We start from the raw sequence: 16,238 nt of genomic DNA, 5'->3' as shown, positions 1-16,238 counted from the left end.
AAACGCCGCCCGCTCTCTCTTCTCTCTATCGAGCTATGCTTTGTTTGGTCGCGTTTTCATTGCCCAATAAAAAATAATATGCATGAGAAACGGCTCTGAAACACGCATGAAATATTTTTGAAAAAATAGTCATATTTCGACAATAACTATACCATTTTCAAGGAGATAAAGGAATAGTTTTTTGAAAAAAAGCCCGATTACCAATATTTAAAATGATAGAATTTCTAACACAAATGGCCAATTCTTTTCGTTTTTCTCATTCCGATTTGTCGTCACTAGGATAAAAACACATAAAAAAGAAGCACAACCCTTAACTGGATTGTGCTTCTTCCCCTTTACTAACGAGAACTTCACGAGGTTTACTGCCCTCATAAGGTCCTACGATACCTCGAGCTTCCATAGCATCGATTAATCTTGCTGCTCGGGTGTAACCTATTCGAAATCGTCGTTGTAGCATTGATACCGAAGCTGTTTGCATCTCGGTTATCAATTGAACAGCGTCATCATATAAATCATCATCTACTTCCGGCTGAGCTTCCTCAGGCTTATCTGTTGGTATCATTTCTTCCTGATACTGAGCTTTTTGCTGGGCAATGACAAAGTCAACGAGTTCTTCTACTTCCTCATCAGATAAGAAGGCACCCTGAACTCGTTTGGGTTTATTCGCCCCTACAGGAAGGAATAGCATATCCCCTTTACCTAGCAATTTCTCTGCTCCACCCATATCAAGAATTGTTCTTGAGTCTGTCATGGACGAAACGCTAAAGGCAATACGGGATGGAATATTAGCTTTAATCACCCCTGTGATAACGTCAACTGACGGACGCTGTGTCGCAATGATTAAATGTATTCCCGCTGCTCGTGCCATCTGTGCGAGTCTTGTAATCGCATCCTCTACATCGCTTGACGCTACCATCATTAAATCAGCTAGCTCATCCACAATAACAACAATATACGGTAGTGAAGGCTGCTTCGCCTCTGACGTTTCATTATGACGCTTAATATGATTGTTATACCCTTCGATATTCCGCGTACCAGTATGTGAGAATAGCTCATAACGACGCTCCATTTCACTCACAACCTTTTTCAAAGCCTGTGAAGCTTTCTTCGGATCCGTTACGACTGGTGCTAGAAGATGTGGTATGCCATTGTATACGTTAAGTTCAACCATCTTAGGATCAATCATCATCATTTTAACTTCATGAGGCTTGGCCTTCATCATAATGCTTGCAATAATACCGTTGATACACACACTTTTTCCGCTTCCTGTTGCTCCTGCAACAAGTAGATGGGGCATCTTAGATAAATCGGAAACAACTGCTTCACCAGAAATATCTCTTCCGAAACCAATAGATACTTTCGATTCGTGCGATTGGTATTCTTTTGATTCCAATACTTCCCTCAATGTAACCATCGCGACTTCAGAATTCGGTACTTCGATCCCTATCGCAGATTTACCTGGGATCGGCGCTTCAATACGTAGGTCCCGTGCAGCAAGAGCTAGTGCCAGGTCATCTGTTAAGTTTACAATTTTACTTACTTTCACACCTGTATCAGGATATACCTCATATTTCGTTACCGCTGGACCAAGATGAACCTTCATTACTTTGGCTTTTACACCAAAGCTCTCAAACGTCTTTTCTAATTTACGAGCGTTTGCGGAAATTTGCTGACGTTCATTATCCTGCGACACCTTCTTAGGAGGCTGCAGTAAAGATAAAGATGGAAGACGATAATCTTTGTTTTCTAGCTCGCCAACTGTTAGCGACTGAATTGGGGTTCCATCTGATGCTTCCTTAACAGGTTCACCACCTTTACTTTCTTCTGTCTCCTTCTCCACAGGCGTTTCTGACTGTGTTGGATAAGCACTTTCAGTAAAGGTTCGAATCTCTGGCTCAAATGGCGCCTCTTCTTCTGATTCATCCTTACTTGTTTGGGAGACGTCATACGTTTCCTCAGGCTCCATTGATGCTTCTTGTTCTCTTAATGCAGCCCGCTGTTCTCTCTTTTCTCTTCTTGAATTCTTACTTTCTGATAGAAGTGATTTCGCTTCATCATATGTGTTTAATACAAAACCTTTAACCCAGGCAAGGGCTTTACCTAGTACATCACTAAACGATTTACCCGTAATCAATACAAAAGATAGTAAAATCAATAGAAAGGCCATTAGCTGCGTTCCTGTTGCATCAAAAAGTCTGTAGCAAAAGGCGAAGAGAAGCGCACCGATCATGCCCCCGCCAAGCGGGCTAGTTTCTGATGGATCGCTAACGTCCATTCGGAAGAGTTCATATGTATTAGCAATAACCGATGGACTATCCCATTGGCCCTGACGAGAAAGTGTTTCAAATAAGCCGACGTGACTCAATAACAGAAATGAAATGCCAAGTAAATAAAATCCTGCTAATCTTCTTGTCCAAAAGGCTGGGAGCTTCCTCTTTACAATTAAATAACCTGCGAATATCACAAGGCCTGCGATAATTAATCCATACCATTCACCTGCAAAAAAGCGAAACATATGGTAAATCGCTCGTCCAACTACTCCCATTTTCAAAACACCTAAAACGGTAAAAGCCAGAACTGTTAAACCGATAAATTCAACTTTGACTTGGGATTGCCAGGCGGCCTGTTTCTTTGTTGTCTTTTTTCTTTTTCGTTTTGCCATTATCTCACCTCTATACAAGCCATAGCTGGTGAAAAAAGCAGCCATTTCAGGCTGCTTTTTGTTCACCAATCTATTCCTAGTATACCACATCTTCCCGTGGTCCTATAGGCTCTATTTCAGTGGAGAAGTGGATAGCGTTAACATTTGACCAGGCTGTGTTGCATCATTGAGATAGTCCATGGGATCTGTGCTAAGTACCTGCACAACCCTACACTCTGTCAGAGACGTTCGCTCGACAAGAAGTTGGACTCCGTTCCATTCTATGATTTTCTGCTGCTCATAAACACTCTGATCAGGAGGGAATACTGCTTCATTTGGTAGGATGGTATAAAGAATCATTGCACAAGATCTCCTTCCTGCTCTCCCTTATATTCCTCCATTAATTCATTTAGCTTCTTCATTGCTGGACCAACAGCGCCAACTTCATCGATCAAACCATAGCTCACAGCATCTTCACCCACTACGTTTGTTCCGATATCTCTCGTTAAATTTCCTCTTGAAAACATAAGCTCTTTAAACTTATCTTCTGTAATATTCGAGTGCCTTGTCACAAAACTAACAACTCGCTCCTGCATTTTATCGAGATATTCAAACGTTTGCGGCACGCCGATAACAAGACCTGTTAGTCGAACAGGATGAATCGTCATTGTTGCCGTTTCTGCGACAAACGAATAATTTGCAGCAACCGCTATTGGCACTCCAATTGAATGTCCACCACCAAGGACAATCGAAACAGAAGGTTTCGAAAGGGAAGCAATCATTTCAGATATAGCAAGTCCTGCTTCTACGTCTCCCCCTACTGTATTAAGAAGGATCAGCACACCTTCAATCTTAGGGTTTTGTTCGATTGCCACAATTTGTGGGATAAGATGCTCATATTTTGTTGTTTTATTTTGTGGTGGCAGCTGCACATGTCCTTCAATTTGTCCGATAATAGTTAAACAATGAATATTAGATTGATCCATCGTTGGCACGTTTGTTTGGCCAAGCTGCTGAATTTTATCAACTAGCGAAGATTTTGATTGGTCGTCTTTTTTAGGTTCAGGATCCTGACCTGGGTTTTCATTGCGATATTCACTGTTCATACTGGTACCCCTTCCTTACTCTGGTACTAGTAGTATGAACGAGAGGCGATTTTACCATTCATGAGATAGTCTGAAAAAAACGAACTTAAAAGTGCTTACTTTTCAAAAAAATATCCGTGCAAAAAAAAACGGATGCATAAGCATCCGTTCTAACATTATTTATTAAGCGCAGCGGCTAGTGATGAGCGCTCCTCTGCTGTTAGAGGAATCATCGGTAGACGTACACTTCCTACATCCATACCCTTTAGCTGAAGAGCTGTTTTAACAGGGGATGGGCTTGGTGCTTTAAAGAGCTCATTCATAATTGGCAGGATTTTTTGATGAACCGCTGCCGCTTCCTTAACTTCCCCAGATTGATAAGCTGAGATCATCTGTTGCATTTCATTCCCAAGAACGTGTGACGCAACAGAAATAACGCCATCACCACCGATAGAAAGAATCGGTAAAGTTAAGCCGTCATCTCCACTATAAACAGAGAAAGACTCTTCTGTGCGCGTAATAATATCTGTAATTTGGTCAAGATCTCCACTTGCTTCTTTAACAGAAACAATGTTGTTGATCTTAGAAAGCTCAACAATTGTGTCTGCCGTCATATTCACAACAGAACGACCAGGAATGTTATAAATCATTACTGGAAGCTTTGTTGATTCTGCGATCGCTTTGAAATGCTCATAAAGACCTTTTTGACCAGGCTTACTGTAATAAGGGGCTACGATCATAATCGCATCCACGCCTGCAGCTTCTGCCTTTTTTGTTAACTCGATCGATGCGTGCGTGTTATTACTGCCTGTTCCTGCAATAATCGGTACGCGGCCATCAGCGATTTTAACAGAATGCTTAAAGAGCGCCACTTTTTCTTCTGAAGAAAGCGTTGGCGATTCGCCAGTTGTACCCGCTACAACAAGACCTTCTGTTCCATTATTAATTAAATAGTTGACCAATTGCTCTGTCTTCGCAAAATCCACGTACCCTTTGCGATCGAAAGGGGTGACCATTGCGGTTAGTACTTTTCCAAAATTCATTTCTTTCACTCCTTGCCTATCACTTAAAGCTGATCCATCATCTGTTCCATTTCTTGCCCCGGCTCCAGATGAAGATAAAACGTTTCGTGCAGCGCATTAACAGCTGCTGAAAGATCAGTCTGTCTCACAAGAACCCAAATCGTTGTATGAGAATCAGCTGACTGTAAAATATCAATGTTTTCTCGCGCAAGTGATTCCACAATCTTTGCTGTTACGCCAGGAACACCACTCATACCAGCTCCAACCGCAGAGACTTTCGCACAATTCTCGATGACTTCAGGCTCGTAGCCCATTTCATTTAGCGTTGCAACGGCTCTGTCGGTCATTTCCTCCATAACCGTATAAACAACACCTGTTAAGCTAATGTTGATGAAATCAACGCTAATCCCCTCACGCGCCATAGCTTTAAACACGCGTGACTGAAGATCATATTGTCCTTCTTTCGCATACACTTTAATTTGGGTTACGCCGTTTACATGAGCTATACCCGTAATTAAACGATCTATCACCTGTTCACCAGTCGTTTTTCCTGTAGCAGACGTGACGAGCGTACCTGTCGAAGAAGAATAAGTTGACCGAATTCGGAGCGGTATCTTCGCCTGCATGGCAATTTCAACTGCACGAGGGTGAATAACCTTCGCTCCTTGATAAGCCATATTGCAAACTTCGTTATATGTCACGATGGAGAGAGGACGTGCTTTCTCAACAATTCTTGGATCTGCTGTCATAATACCTTCTACATCCGTAAAGATGTCTACCCATTCAGCTGAAAGGGCAGCACCAAGCGCAGCTGCTGACGTATCGCTTCCACCTCGACCAAGAGTCGTTACATCGCCGTCTTTTGTGACGCCCTGGAAGCCTGTCACAACGACAACATCCATCATTTTCAGCTCTTCCAGTAGTCTTTCTGACTTCATTTCAAGAATTCTTGCTTTGCTATGCTCAGCCGTTGTCATGAAACCTGCCTGACCTCCGGTGTAAGCTGTGGCTCTCAATCCTTCGCCTAAGAGGAGATTTGAGAATATGACAGAAGAAATACTCTCACCACAAGATACAAGTAAATCATATTCTCTTGAAGTGACCTTCCGTTCTCGATCACCAATGAGGCCAAGAAGAGTGTCAGTCGCGTATGGATCACCTTTACGACCCATTGCTGAAACGACGACGACAACTTTATATCCATCGCTCACTGCATCTTTAATATGGTTTACAGCTCTCAGTCTGCCGTCTTCACTTTTCAATGAAGTACCGCCAAACTTCTGCACGATGACTTTCATTTAGAACACCTTCTTATGTCTATTTCAATATATTTAGGGCTGCAAGGCTTTCAGCAATTTGAACAGAATTCCACGCTGCCCCCTTCAGTAGATTATCAGAGACAATCCACATATGGAAGCCATTTTTTTGATTTAGATCTTTTCGAATACGACCGACAAAAACGTCCGATTTCCCAACAGCATCAACGGGCATCGGATAAACCTGGTTTGCAGGGTCGTCTTTGAGCGTTACACCTGGTGCGTTACTCAATAGTTCTTTCATATCTTCTACTGTTACATCATCATGACCAATTTCAACATAGACTGATTCAGCATGACCTGTTTCAATTGGTAGTCGCACACAAGTAGCTGCAACATGAAGCTCTGCATCATGCATGATTTTCTTCGTTTCATTTATCATTTTCATTTCTTCATAAGTAAATCCGTTGTCTTCAAATACATCGATTTGTGGGATGGCATTGAAAGCGATCGGATAGTGCTGTTTATCACCTTTAACAGGCAAAATTTGTGGCTCGTAGTCCTCACCATTTAGCACCGCTTTAGACTGCTCTTTCATTTCAGTAACCGCATTTGCACCTGCACCTGAAACAGCTTGATAAGTAGAAACAATAATTTTAGTAAGGCCATATGTTTGTTTCAGCGGCTCAAGAGCTGCGACCATTTGAATGGTTGAGCAGTTTGGATTCGCAATAATCCCTTTGTGATCATTCAAATCCCCTTCGTTCACCTCTGGTACAACAAGAGGTACTTCTGGATCCATACGGAATGCACTTGTGTTATCTACAACAATCGCTCCGTGTTTAACTGCTTCTGGAGCAAGAGCTTTTGATACACTGCCACCAGCGCTAAATAACGCAAGCTGAACCCCTTCAAATGCTTCAGGAGTGGCTTCTTTCACCGTTACTTCCTGACCCTTAAACGTTACTTTTTTACCAGCAGAACGTGATGATGAAAGGAGCGTTAAGGTCGATATCGGAAAATCTCTTTCCTCTAGTGTTTTGATCATTTGTTGTCCGACTGCGCCTGTTGCTCCAACTACTGCTACATGATATTTTTTCCCGCTCATGACTTATTCTCCTCCCATATTCCATTCAAAATCCATCACAACAGAAGGAGAAACCGAGGTTTCTCCCCATTCCTGGTGATTTTATTCTCTATTCTATCATAAACCTATCTTAAAGAAAGATAAATCAATTGGCTAATCCAAATACCTTTCGATTAAAACCGGCTGAAGCTGTCTGCCAAGAAGTGCTTTTTCAACAGTTTCCCTTAAAGATGGCATCCGTGCAACGAGTGAATTTGGTTTTTTAACTGGATCATCTTGACCAAATGGAATGAAATAAATATTCTTCGTCGACATTAATCTTAAGATATTTGTACCATTTAATCCTAGCCCATCGTTAGTAGAAATGCCTAACACAACTGGTTTTTCATTACGCAAAGTTGCTTTTGCCCCCATCAATACAGGAGACTCTGTCATCGCATTCGCAAATTTACTAATAGAATTCCCTGTTATTGGAGCGATAACCATACAATCAAGTGGTGTTTTGGGACCAAATGGCTCAGCCTTTACGATCGAATTAACTGCTTCATTACCTGTTATTTCCTCAATACGAGCGATCCAGTTTTCTCCATCGCCAAAGCGAGTATTTGTATTCATGACCGTATGTGAAACAAATGGCGTCACCTTAGCACCTAGTTGAACAAGTTCTTCTATTTGTGGAACGACCGCATCATACGTACAGTGGGAACCAGTTAATCCAAAACCAATGTGCATACCTTTCAAACTCATGGAGTGTTCTCCTTTCCATTCTGAGACCGCTCAATTAACAGCTGTGTCAGAACATTAGCGATGATTTTTCCGGCCGTTTTTGGAGCCACAATACCAGGCAGGCCTGGCGCAAGAAGAGCTTTAATTCCTCTTTTTTCGGCGTATCGAAAATCAGTACCTCCGGGCTTAGAAGCAAGGTCAATCACGAGCGTATGAGACGGCATTTTAGCAATAACTTGAGATGTGACGATTTGTGCTGGGATTGTATTAATACATACATCTAAATGGGATACCTGGTTCACGAGATCAGATAAATGAAACGGTTTTAATCCCATCTCCGCAATTCTCGCGATATGCTCTGGTTTTCTAGCCCCAACACTAACATTTGCCCCTAATGCATTAAATGTTCTGGCAACTGACATCCCGACTCGACCAAGACCTAGAACCGCAATATTTGATTGATGAATGGTAATATCCGTATGCTGAATAACCATCATAACAGTACCTTCAACAGTCGGAATAGAATTATAAATGGCCACATCATCTCGTTCGAATAAGCGAACTAACGTTCTAGATGCTTCAGCCACCATCTCATTTAGACAGCTGTTACTGATTCCGCTATATACCGTACAATGGGCTGGCGTTTGTTTAAGTTGATCTGCTGTTAACACTACTTTTTCATTTGAGAAGATCGTTTCAACTTCTCCTTCGATCGTTGTTCCACTGACTGGAAGGACAATTGCATCAAGGGTCGTTAGCTTCACTTCATCCAATGTGCATTTCGTTGCACCTGTAAAGCCATGATCAAGCTGATCGAATCCGATTAAATATAAATCGGCATTCAATTCGGTTAACTTTCGAATAATTTCAAGCTGGCGGGCATCACCGCCAATAACAGCGATATGTTGATTCGTTAGCATCGTTCCTCCCCTTTCCTTTTCCACGTCTTACTACGGGGATTATTGTAATTTCTCAACATTCTATGTGGTGTATGCCCGCTTGGTGAATCAAGAGGTGTACCAGTTTTAACCCTTTTGATGATTTTGCAAAATGATCATATCTCTTCCAATCGTTTCTATGTGCTCCCATGGAATCGTAATTTCTTGTTCTTTGCGTTTTAACCCCATCCACGACGATTTCGGAATGATCAATTCTTTTAATAACCCTGTTTTCTCATCAAACAATAGATCAGTTTGCCCAAGCACACCAAGCTTCCGCCCTTTTTCTATATCGATAAGCTCCTTACCGCTAAGCTGACTTAATCTCATCATATGTCCCCCTTTAAACAAATTGATGAAAGTCCTATCGTAAACCACTATCTAATAATACGTTCACGTTATATACCATAGTCTATGAGTAGTTTATTAAAGGAAGACATGAAAAAACCCGCCTTATAATTCGACGGGTAAGCGTCCTTAGGATTTCATACCACCTGGTAATTGACCGTTTGGACTAATAAGCGAGCATGAAAATTCATCAGTAAACATCGAATGGATCATACTGTTTACGTTCTCATGATTAACGCTCTCAATATTCGTAATAATGTCATCGAGTGAACGATGTTGGTTTAATAGCAATTCATTCTTACCATTTCGGCTCATACGGCTGTTTGTACTTTCAAGACTGAGCATCAAGTTACCTTTTAGCTGCTCTTTGCAATTCTTCAACTCTTTCGTTGTAATGCCATCACGCTTAAATTCCGTTAAAGTCTTCTGGATAGTCTCATATAAGCGATCCAGCTGGTTTTGAGCTGTACCTGCATAGATCGTTAATAACCCGCTATCCTGATAAGCAGAATGATAAGAAAAGACTGAGTAAGCAAGTCCTTGATCTTCACGAACATCCTGGAAAAGACGACTGCTCATGCTTCCACCGAGCACATTGTTCATCACAATGAGACTATAAATATCATCTGTACCAAACGGAAGTCCAGCGTACCCAAGACATAAATGGGCTTGCTCCGTTTCCTTCTGGCGAGCGATTTGTCCTGAATGAAATTTCGGAGCGAGTACTTCAGGTTTTCCAGCAGGAGTTTCCCAGTGTTCAAATGCATTCTCTACTTTATGCATGAACGATTCATCAATATTTCCTGCAATCGAAACCACAATATTATCCGGTGTGTAATGAGTTTGCATGTAATCACGAAGCGTGTCACCTGAGAATCCTTTTAACGTCTCTTCTGTTCCAAGGATCGGCATCGCAAGCTCATGATCCCCATAACTTGCCTGACTCAGCATGTCATGGACAATATCATCTGGCGTATCTTCATACATTTTGATTTCTTCGTGTACAACATTCTTTTCTTTCGCAAGCTCTCCAGCTTCAAATGTTGAATGGAAAAACATATCAGTTAATACATCAAGAGCATAATCTGCGTGCTCATCAAGAACTTTTGCATAGTAACAGGTGTACTCTTTTGATGTAAACGCATTAACTTGACCGCCAATGCTATCAAAGGATTCCGCAATATCTTTTGCACTGCGCTTATCCGTTCCTTTAAAAAACATATGTTCAAGGAAATGTGAAACGCCATTTAATTCTTTCGGTTCAAAACGAGAACCAGTTCCAATCCAAATTCCGATAGCAACTGAACGGACTGTTGGAATATTTTCTAGTACTACTCTGACACCATTTTTACAAGTTACTTTATTTATCAAACCTGTTCCTCCTGTATCGAGCCATTATGTTTCGTCATACTCCAAAAACACTATATCATTAATGAAGAAAGGACACAATTTTATCATCTTTTCTCAAGTCGTTTAGAATCTAACACTTGTGAAACTGTCCCAAGCTGGTATCCTCTCTTTTCTACGCCGCGAATTAACGCTTCAAGACTTTTTTCTGTCGGTTCTGTTGGATGCATGAGTATAAGAGCACCCGCGTGTACATTTTGGAGCACCCTCTCTGTCAGTACTTGTGGTGCAGGTTTTTTCCAGTCCACGGTATCAACAGACCAGAGCACTGTTTGCATTCCAAGCTGATCAGCAATTTGAACGGCGTTATTCGCGTAGCTTCCGCTTGGTGGTGCGAAAACGACAGGTTGTTTATCAATTGTTGCTTCAATAACTTGATTTGTATCTTCAAGCTCTTTACGGATAGCGGCGTCGCTTAGCTGTTTCAAATCAGGATGAGAATAGGCGTGATTTCCGATTTCATGTCCTTCTTCATCAAGCATACGAACGATATCAGGGTTTTTCTTCGCCCATGAGCCATCAAGAAAAAAAGTAGCATGAACACTATATTTCTTAAGCTGTTGCAACATATCAGGTAAATATTCCTCTCCCCAAGCGACGTTTATCATAAAGGCGACCATCGGCTTCTTAGGATTACCCTTATAGACTGCAGTGGGCTCAAGATCATTTAACTGAACATCAGGCTTCACTTCTTTTTTTACAAGTAGATTCTCATCAAACGCCTTCCCCTTCATTTTTTCATAGGAAGCTTCTGCATCAATTATCAGACCATTATAGCCTGGGATTCCTTTCCAAACACGATCAATTACAGCATTAATTGGAGGTATATCCATGCTTTCCTTCGCATCAGCAATCTCGTCATATAGTGGACTTCCATTCACGTTCAAGGTAGCTTGTTCTTTCAAATCACTTAAATACATTGATGTGTAGGGGTTCTGAAGTGAACCTGCTGCTACGCCTAAGATCATGATAAACACAATAAATTGGATCCAGGATTTCTTCATTCATCTGCCCCCTTTTGTAAAAAAGGTATGTTTGATGGGCAAGCTCTAGAACTTACGTGAAACAATTCGTTACCAAAAAACAAAGGTTTGCATTAGATGAAATCAACGCCGGTCACATTTATCCAAATGAAAGGAAACAGAATAAGCTAACAAAAATCAGCAAAAAAAAATGAATTCGGCCTCAGCCGAATTCATTAGCTCTTTTGACTTTGTTCTTCACGTTCACGCTGTTCTTTCAAAATCTCTTTACGAGAAAGGTTAACGCGTCCTTGCTTATCGATTTCTTTCACTTTAACCATGATTTCATCACCGATTGAAACAACGTCTTCTACTTTGTTTGTACGCTCTTCAGCTAGTTCAGAAATGTGAACCAGACCTTCTTTCCCAGCAAATAGCTCAACGAATGCTCCAAATTTCTCAACTCGTTTCACTTTACCAAGATAAGTTGTGCCTACTTCCACTTCTCTAACAAGATCTTCGATCATTTTCTTCGCTTTTGCGTTCATTTCTTGCTCAGTAGAAGAAATAAAGACCGAACCATCCTGCTCAATATCAATTTTTACGCCAGTTTCTTCAATGATCTTATTGATGATTTTACCGCTTGGTCCAATAACGTCGCGGATTTTATCTGGTTTAATTGACATTGTAAGAATCTTAGGTGCGTATGCAGAAAGCTCAGTACGAGGTTCGTTGATCGCACTCATCATGTTTTCAAGAATGGCGAGACGACCGTTTTTCGCCTGCTCAAGAGCCTGACGAAGGATGTCTTCGTTAATTCCAGAAATTTTAATATCCATTTGAAGAGCTGTTACACCTTGCTTTGTTCCAGCAACTTTAAAGTCCATGTCACCAAGAGCATCTTCCATGCCTTGAATATCTGTAAGAACTGTTACATCCTCGCCATCACTTACAAGTCCCATTGCAATACCTGCAACTGGTGCTTTAATCGGCACACCTGCATCCATCATCGCTAGCGTACTAGCACAAATACTTGCTTGTGAAGTAGAGCCATTTGATTCAAGAACTTCAGATACAAGACGAATCGTATATGGGAAATCCTTCTCAGTTGGAATAACCTTCTCAAGTGCACGCTCACCAAGGGCACCGTGACCAATCTCACGACGACCAGGTCCACGCATTGGTCCAGTTTCGCCGACGCTGTATTTCGGGAAGTTATAGTGATGCATGAATCGCTTAGATTCTTCTGTACCAAGACCATCGAGAATCTGAACGTCTCCTAGTGCACCAAGAGTACAAATGCTAAGTGCCTGGGTTTGTCCACGAGTAAACAATCCAGATCCGTGTGTTCTTGGTAGAATTCCTACTTCAGAATCAAGTGGACGAATCTCATCAACGCCACGACCATCAGGTCTTACTTTATCTTTTAGAATTAAACGACGAACTTCTTGCTTAACGAAGCTATTTAGAATTGATTTCACTTCATCGGCACTATACTCTTCGTTTTCTTCATATGCTTCAGTTGCACGCGTCATTACAGCATCAATTGCTTCCTGCCTAGCATGCTTTTCAATCACTTTTACAGCTTCTTTAATGTCAGATAAGTACTGTTCACTAAGAGCTGCTTCAAGCGTTTTATCTGCAGTCTTAAGAACAACTTCGCGCTTTTCTTTTCCAGTAGCTTCAATGATCTCTTCCTGGAATGAAATCAGGCGCTTAATTTCTTGGTGACCAAAAAGAATACCTTCAAGCATGATTTCTTCAGGAACTTCTTCAGCTCCAGCTTCAACCATGTTAATTGCATCTTTAGTACCTGCAACAGTTAGGTGAATATCACTCTGTTCAAGCTGCTCAACGTTAGGGTTTGCAATAAACTCCCCATCAACGCGTCCAACGATAACGCCAGCAATTGGACCATCAAATGGAAGATCACTAATTCCAAGCGCTAGAGATGAACCGAACATAGCTGCCATCTCAGAAGAGCAGTTTTGATCAACGCTCATCACTGTGCTGACAACTTGAACTTCATTACGGAAACCATCAGGGAATAATGGACGGATCGGGCGATCAATTAAACGACTAGCAAGAATCGCTTTTTCACTCGGACGTCCTTCACGCTTGATGAATCCTCCAGGAATTTTACCTACTGCATATAATCGTTCTTCATAATTAACCGTTAGTGGGAAAAACGGAAGGTCTTTCGGCTCTTTAGAGCCTGTAACCGTTGCTAGTACGGCTGTATCGCCGTAACGGATCAATGCTGCACCGCTCGCCTGTTTAGCCAGTTGACCAATTTCAACTGACAACTCGCGACCAGCCCAATCGATTGAAAACACTTGCTTATCTTGTGCCATTAATGTGAGAACTCCTCTCATCCAATAAAATCATTTCTTTTATTATACCCTAACCTTTTTGCTTCTAAAAAGAAAGGAAGAAATCTATGTATTTTTAACCTAATAAAAAAGCGGGAAACATCCCGCTTTTCTGAATCATTATCGACGTAGACCAAGTTCTTTGATAAGTTCGCGGTAACGAGTAACGTCTTTGTTACGAAGATACGTTAAAAGATTACGGCGTTTACCAACCATCTTAAGAAGACCGCGACGAGAGTGGTGGTCTTTCTTGTGGAAACGTAGATGATCGTTCAAATTGTTGATTTCCTCAGTAAGGACAGCGATTTGAACCTCTGGAGAACCAGTATCATTCTCGTGAGTTTTGAACTTAGTGATAAGCTCTTGCTTACGTTCTTGTGTGATTGCCATCCGTTTCACCTCCTTAATTTCTAATCCCCTGATACCGCGCAAACGTCGGTGACTCGATAGCCCAGTATAGGTTGTGTACTTGTCGTACAGATATTAGATTACAGGTTTTTGTTCTAAAATGCAAGGGAAATCTATTTCAGTATTTCTCTTGCATCTTTCGCATCCTGACCTATTTGGGCAATTAAGTCATCAACAGAAGAGAATTTAACCTCTCCACGAATCTTTTGATGGAATTCAACCTCTACGGACGATCCATACAAATTGCCACTGTAATCAAATACGTGAACTTCCAGTGACGGCTGATCGGGTTTTTCATCATAGAAGGTTGGTTTGTATCCAACATTGCATACACCACTCATCCAGCTACCTTCCGTTTTCATGCGCACTGCATAAACACCTGTAGCTGGCACGAGATACTCGTCTTTAAGATCGACGTTGGCCGTTGGGAAGCCAATTGTGCGGCCGCGCTGATCTCCTTGAACAACAGTGCCCTTCACCGTGTAGTTCCGACCAAGAACGGCTTTCACGTTCTCGACAGCCCCTTCACGAATATATGAGCGAATTAAAGTAGAGCTTACTTTCTCGTCATGTTGAGATACTTTATCAATCACCGTTTGACTAAACTGGTTACGGGCATGAAATGGAAGGGAGTCCATCGTTCCTCTTCCTTTACTTCCATATGTAAAATCAAACCCTGCTACAACGTGAACAACTGATAAGGCAATAATATAATCATCAACAAATTGCTGAGGTGTTAATCCCGCAATCGTTGTATCAAATTTCACGATATAAAGAACGTCAATTCCAAGTTGCTCAATAAGCTCAATTTTATCATCAAGTGGTGTAATGGCCTCTGTTTGAGGTGTAGACTTCCCCAAAACGACTGATGGATGGGGATAAAACGTCATAACTGCTGACTTTACGCCTTTATCATCAGCGATTTCTTTCGCAGTCGAAATTACTTTCTGATGGCCGCGATGAATGCCATCAAAATATCCAAGCGCCATGACGGCAGGATGTTCAGATTTTAACTGATGAGGATGCGATAAATAAATTGTTTTCAACGGTTTCACCTTCTAACTTCATCTCGAAAACACTTTTTCAGGCTTCATTAAGCCCGGCTTCTCAGGATGTTTTTGATAGATTGCAATTGCTTCTCCGTCCCTATTGTACATAACAAGTCTATTCTCTGTCATCTCTTCCAACTGAGGAAGCACAGCGCCATTTTGGAGCTTCTCTTCTAGCGCAGAATCAACAGTAAAGGATGGCATAGCAGAAAGAGCGTATTCCATAGGAAAAAGAGATAGCGTTTCCTCTTCTATCATCTGTTTTATCTCATCAAATGTCAAACATTCTTCTAGTTTAAATGGGCCGGACGCTGTCCGAATTAGAGACGACATGTGAGCTGGAAAACCTAGCTTTTCTCCAATATCAACCGCAAGTGTTCGAATATATGTCCCCTTACTACACGTGGCACGTACAGGGATAGAGACCGCTCCGTCTTCAAGCGTTACCTCTCCAATTAACTCTAGGTCATGAATCGTTACCTTTCTAGATGGACGATCCACCACTTCTCCTTTAAAAGCATACTCATAAAGTCGTTTGCCGTTAATTTTGACAGCAGAATACATTGGGGGAACTTGCTCGATCTCACCTCGAAACGCAGCAAGTGCTTCTTCTATATCGTTAGTTGAAGGCAGTTTGTCTACTTTCTTTTCTTCCACTTTCTCTCCAGACGCATCTTCCGTCGTCGTTGAAAACCCTAGTGTAATCACTGCTTCATACGTTTTAGAAAAATCCGTCATATACTGGGCCACTTTAGTTGCTCTGCCGATACATAGTGGTAAAACGCCTGTTACATCTGGATCCAAAGTTCCTGTATGACCAACTTTTTTTGTCATTAATAGCTTTCTAGTAACCGCCACACAATCATGAGACGTCATTCCAGCTGGTTTCTTTAGTGGTAATATGCCGTTCATTGTTTTCCTCCTTTCAATCTGATGA

At 41.6% G+C, this 16,238-nt stretch carries 15 protein-coding genes; all 15 read right to left on the bottom strand.

The window, feature by feature from the left end; all coding sequences use genetic code 11:
- Nucleotides 1-310: 310 nt before the first annotated feature.
- A complete protein-coding gene (locus AC0VYH_RS10190; protein ID WP_475373721.1) occupies nucleotides 311-2,662 on the bottom strand; it encodes an FtsK/SpoIIIE family DNA translocase in 2,352 nt (783 codons plus the stop codon).
- 111 nt (nucleotides 2,663-2,773) lie between these two features.
- On the bottom strand, nucleotides 2,774-3,001 hold the full coding sequence (locus AC0VYH_RS10185) for a YlzJ-like family protein (RefSeq protein WP_194221444.1): 228 nt from the start codon (nucleotides 2,999-3,001) through the stop codon (nucleotides 2,774-2,776).
- Nucleotides 2,998-3,747, bottom strand: coding sequence for a ClpP family protease (locus AC0VYH_RS10180; protein ID WP_194221443.1), 750 nt, complete (start codon nucleotides 3,745-3,747; stop codon nucleotides 2,998-3,000). The genes AC0VYH_RS10185 and AC0VYH_RS10180 overlap by 4 nt, the downstream gene beginning before the upstream one ends.
- A 155-nt stretch (nucleotides 3,748-3,902) precedes the next feature.
- Nucleotides 3,903-4,769 carry a 4-hydroxy-tetrahydrodipicolinate synthase gene (gene dapA, locus AC0VYH_RS10175; protein WP_475367284.1) on the bottom strand — a complete coding sequence of 289 codons (867 nt, stop codon included), beginning with the start codon at nucleotides 4,767-4,769 and terminating at the stop codon, nucleotides 3,903-3,905.
- Between the two features lie 23 nt (nucleotides 4,770-4,792).
- A complete protein-coding gene (gene dapG, locus AC0VYH_RS10170; RefSeq protein WP_194221441.1) occupies nucleotides 4,793-6,046 on the bottom strand; it encodes an aspartate kinase in 1,254 nt (417 codons plus the stop codon).
- A 19-nt stretch (nucleotides 6,047-6,065) separates the two neighbouring features.
- On the bottom strand, nucleotides 6,066-7,112 hold the full coding sequence (asd, locus tag AC0VYH_RS10165) for an aspartate-semialdehyde dehydrogenase (protein WP_430242630.1): 1,047 nt from the start codon (nucleotides 7,110-7,112) through the stop codon (nucleotides 6,066-6,068).
- Nucleotides 7,113-7,244: 132 nt separating this feature from the next.
- The gene (locus AC0VYH_RS10160; protein ID WP_194221439.1) at nucleotides 7,245-7,838 is read right to left on the bottom strand and encodes a dipicolinate synthase subunit B; all 594 of its coding nucleotides are present in this window, start codon (nucleotides 7,836-7,838) and stop codon (nucleotides 7,245-7,247) included.
- Nucleotides 7,835-8,737: a dipicolinic acid synthetase subunit A gene (gene dpaA / locus AC0VYH_RS10155; protein WP_475367282.1), complete on the bottom strand. Its 903-nt coding sequence runs from the start codon at nucleotides 8,735-8,737 to the stop codon at nucleotides 7,835-7,837. Before dpaA ends, AC0VYH_RS10160 begins: the two co-directional genes overlap by 4 nt.
- A gap of 105 nt (nucleotides 8,738-8,842) precedes the next feature.
- Complete coding sequence (locus tag AC0VYH_RS10150) at nucleotides 8,843-9,085, bottom strand: YlmC/YmxH family sporulation protein (protein WP_194221437.1); 243 nt, start codon at nucleotides 9,083-9,085, stop codon at nucleotides 8,843-8,845.
- Nucleotides 9,086-9,232: 147 nt separating this feature from the next.
- Nucleotides 9,233-10,474: a M16 family metallopeptidase gene (locus tag AC0VYH_RS10145; protein WP_430242634.1), complete on the bottom strand. Its 1,242-nt coding sequence runs from the start codon at nucleotides 10,472-10,474 to the stop codon at nucleotides 9,233-9,235.
- 83 nt (nucleotides 10,475-10,557) lie between these two features.
- Nucleotides 10,558-11,514 carry a polysaccharide deacetylase family protein gene (locus AC0VYH_RS10140; RefSeq protein WP_475367281.1) on the bottom strand — a complete coding sequence of 319 codons (957 nt, stop codon included), beginning with the start codon at nucleotides 11,512-11,514 and terminating at the stop codon, nucleotides 10,558-10,560.
- A 194-nt stretch (nucleotides 11,515-11,708) separates the two neighbouring features.
- Entirely contained in the window at nucleotides 11,709-13,826 is a 2,118-nt protein-coding gene (locus AC0VYH_RS10135; RefSeq protein WP_303531297.1) for a polyribonucleotide nucleotidyltransferase, read from the bottom strand.
- A 138-nt stretch (nucleotides 13,827-13,964) separates the two neighbouring features.
- The gene (rpsO, locus tag AC0VYH_RS10130; protein ID WP_048309782.1) at nucleotides 13,965-14,234 is read right to left on the bottom strand and encodes a 30S ribosomal protein S15; all 270 of its coding nucleotides are present in this window, start codon (nucleotides 14,232-14,234) and stop codon (nucleotides 13,965-13,967) included.
- Between the two features lie 131 nt (nucleotides 14,235-14,365).
- Nucleotides 14,366-15,298 carry a bifunctional riboflavin kinase/FAD synthetase gene (ribF, locus tag AC0VYH_RS10125; RefSeq protein ID WP_475368923.1) on the bottom strand — a complete coding sequence of 311 codons (933 nt, stop codon included), beginning with the start codon at nucleotides 15,296-15,298 and terminating at the stop codon, nucleotides 14,366-14,368.
- Between the two features lie 18 nt (nucleotides 15,299-15,316).
- Entirely contained in the window at nucleotides 15,317-16,213 is an 897-nt protein-coding gene (gene truB, locus AC0VYH_RS10120) for a tRNA pseudouridine(55) synthase TruB (RefSeq protein ID WP_475368922.1), read from the bottom strand.
- Between the last annotated feature and the right edge of the window lie 25 nt (nucleotides 16,214-16,238).

The sequence above is a fragment of the Anaerobacillus sp. QJM3NY_32 genome, assembly GCF_056173645.1.
Note: the sequence above shows the minus strand (reverse complement) of the source record. Positions and strands in the feature narration are given on the sequence as shown.

What these genes read in the sequence shown, in the direction of transcription:
- AC0VYH_RS10190 (WP_475373721.1), bottom strand. Translation starts at nt 2,662, where the DNA reads ATGGCAAAACGAAAAAGAAAAAAGACAACAAAGAAACAGGCCGCCTGG.
- AC0VYH_RS10185 (WP_194221444.1), bottom strand. Translation starts at nt 3,001, where the DNA reads ATGATTCTTTATACCATCCTACCAAATGAAGCAGTATTCCCTCCTGAT.
- AC0VYH_RS10180 (WP_194221443.1), bottom strand. Translation starts at nt 3,747, where the DNA reads ATGAACAGTGAATATCGCAATGAAAACCCAGGTCAGGATCCTGAACCT.
- dapA (WP_475367284.1), bottom strand. Translation starts at nt 4,769, where the DNA reads ATGAATTTTGGAAAAGTACTAACCGCAATGGTCACCCCTTTCGATCGC.
- dapG (WP_194221441.1), bottom strand. Translation starts at nt 6,046, where the DNA reads ATGAAAGTCATCGTGCAGAAGTTTGGCGGTACTTCATTGAAAAGTGAA.
- asd (WP_430242630.1), bottom strand. Translation starts at nt 7,112, where the DNA reads ATGAGCGGGAAAAAATATCATGTAGCAGTAGTTGGAGCAACAGGCGCA.
- AC0VYH_RS10160 (WP_194221439.1), bottom strand. Translation starts at nt 7,838, where the DNA reads ATGAGTTTGAAAGGTATGCACATTGGTTTTGGATTAACTGGTTCCCAC.
- dpaA (WP_475367282.1), bottom strand. Translation starts at nt 8,737, where the DNA reads ATGCTAACGAATCAACATATCGCTGTTATTGGCGGTGATGCCCGCCAG.
- AC0VYH_RS10150 (WP_194221437.1), bottom strand. Translation starts at nt 9,085, where the DNA reads ATGAGATTAAGTCAGCTTAGCGGTAAGGAGCTTATCGATATAGAAAAA.
- AC0VYH_RS10140 (WP_475367281.1), bottom strand. Translation starts at nt 11,514, where the DNA reads ATGAAGAAATCCTGGATCCAATTTATTGTGTTTATCATGATCTTAGGC.
- AC0VYH_RS10135 (WP_303531297.1), bottom strand. Translation starts at nt 13,826, where the DNA reads ATGGCACAAGATAAGCAAGTGTTTTCAATCGATTGGGCTGGTCGCGAG.
- rpsO (WP_048309782.1), bottom strand. Translation starts at nt 14,234, where the DNA reads ATGGCAATCACACAAGAACGTAAGCAAGAGCTTATCACTAAGTTCAAA.
- truB (WP_475368922.1), bottom strand. Translation starts at nt 16,213, where the DNA reads ATGAACGGCATATTACCACTAAAGAAACCAGCTGGAATGACGTCTCAT.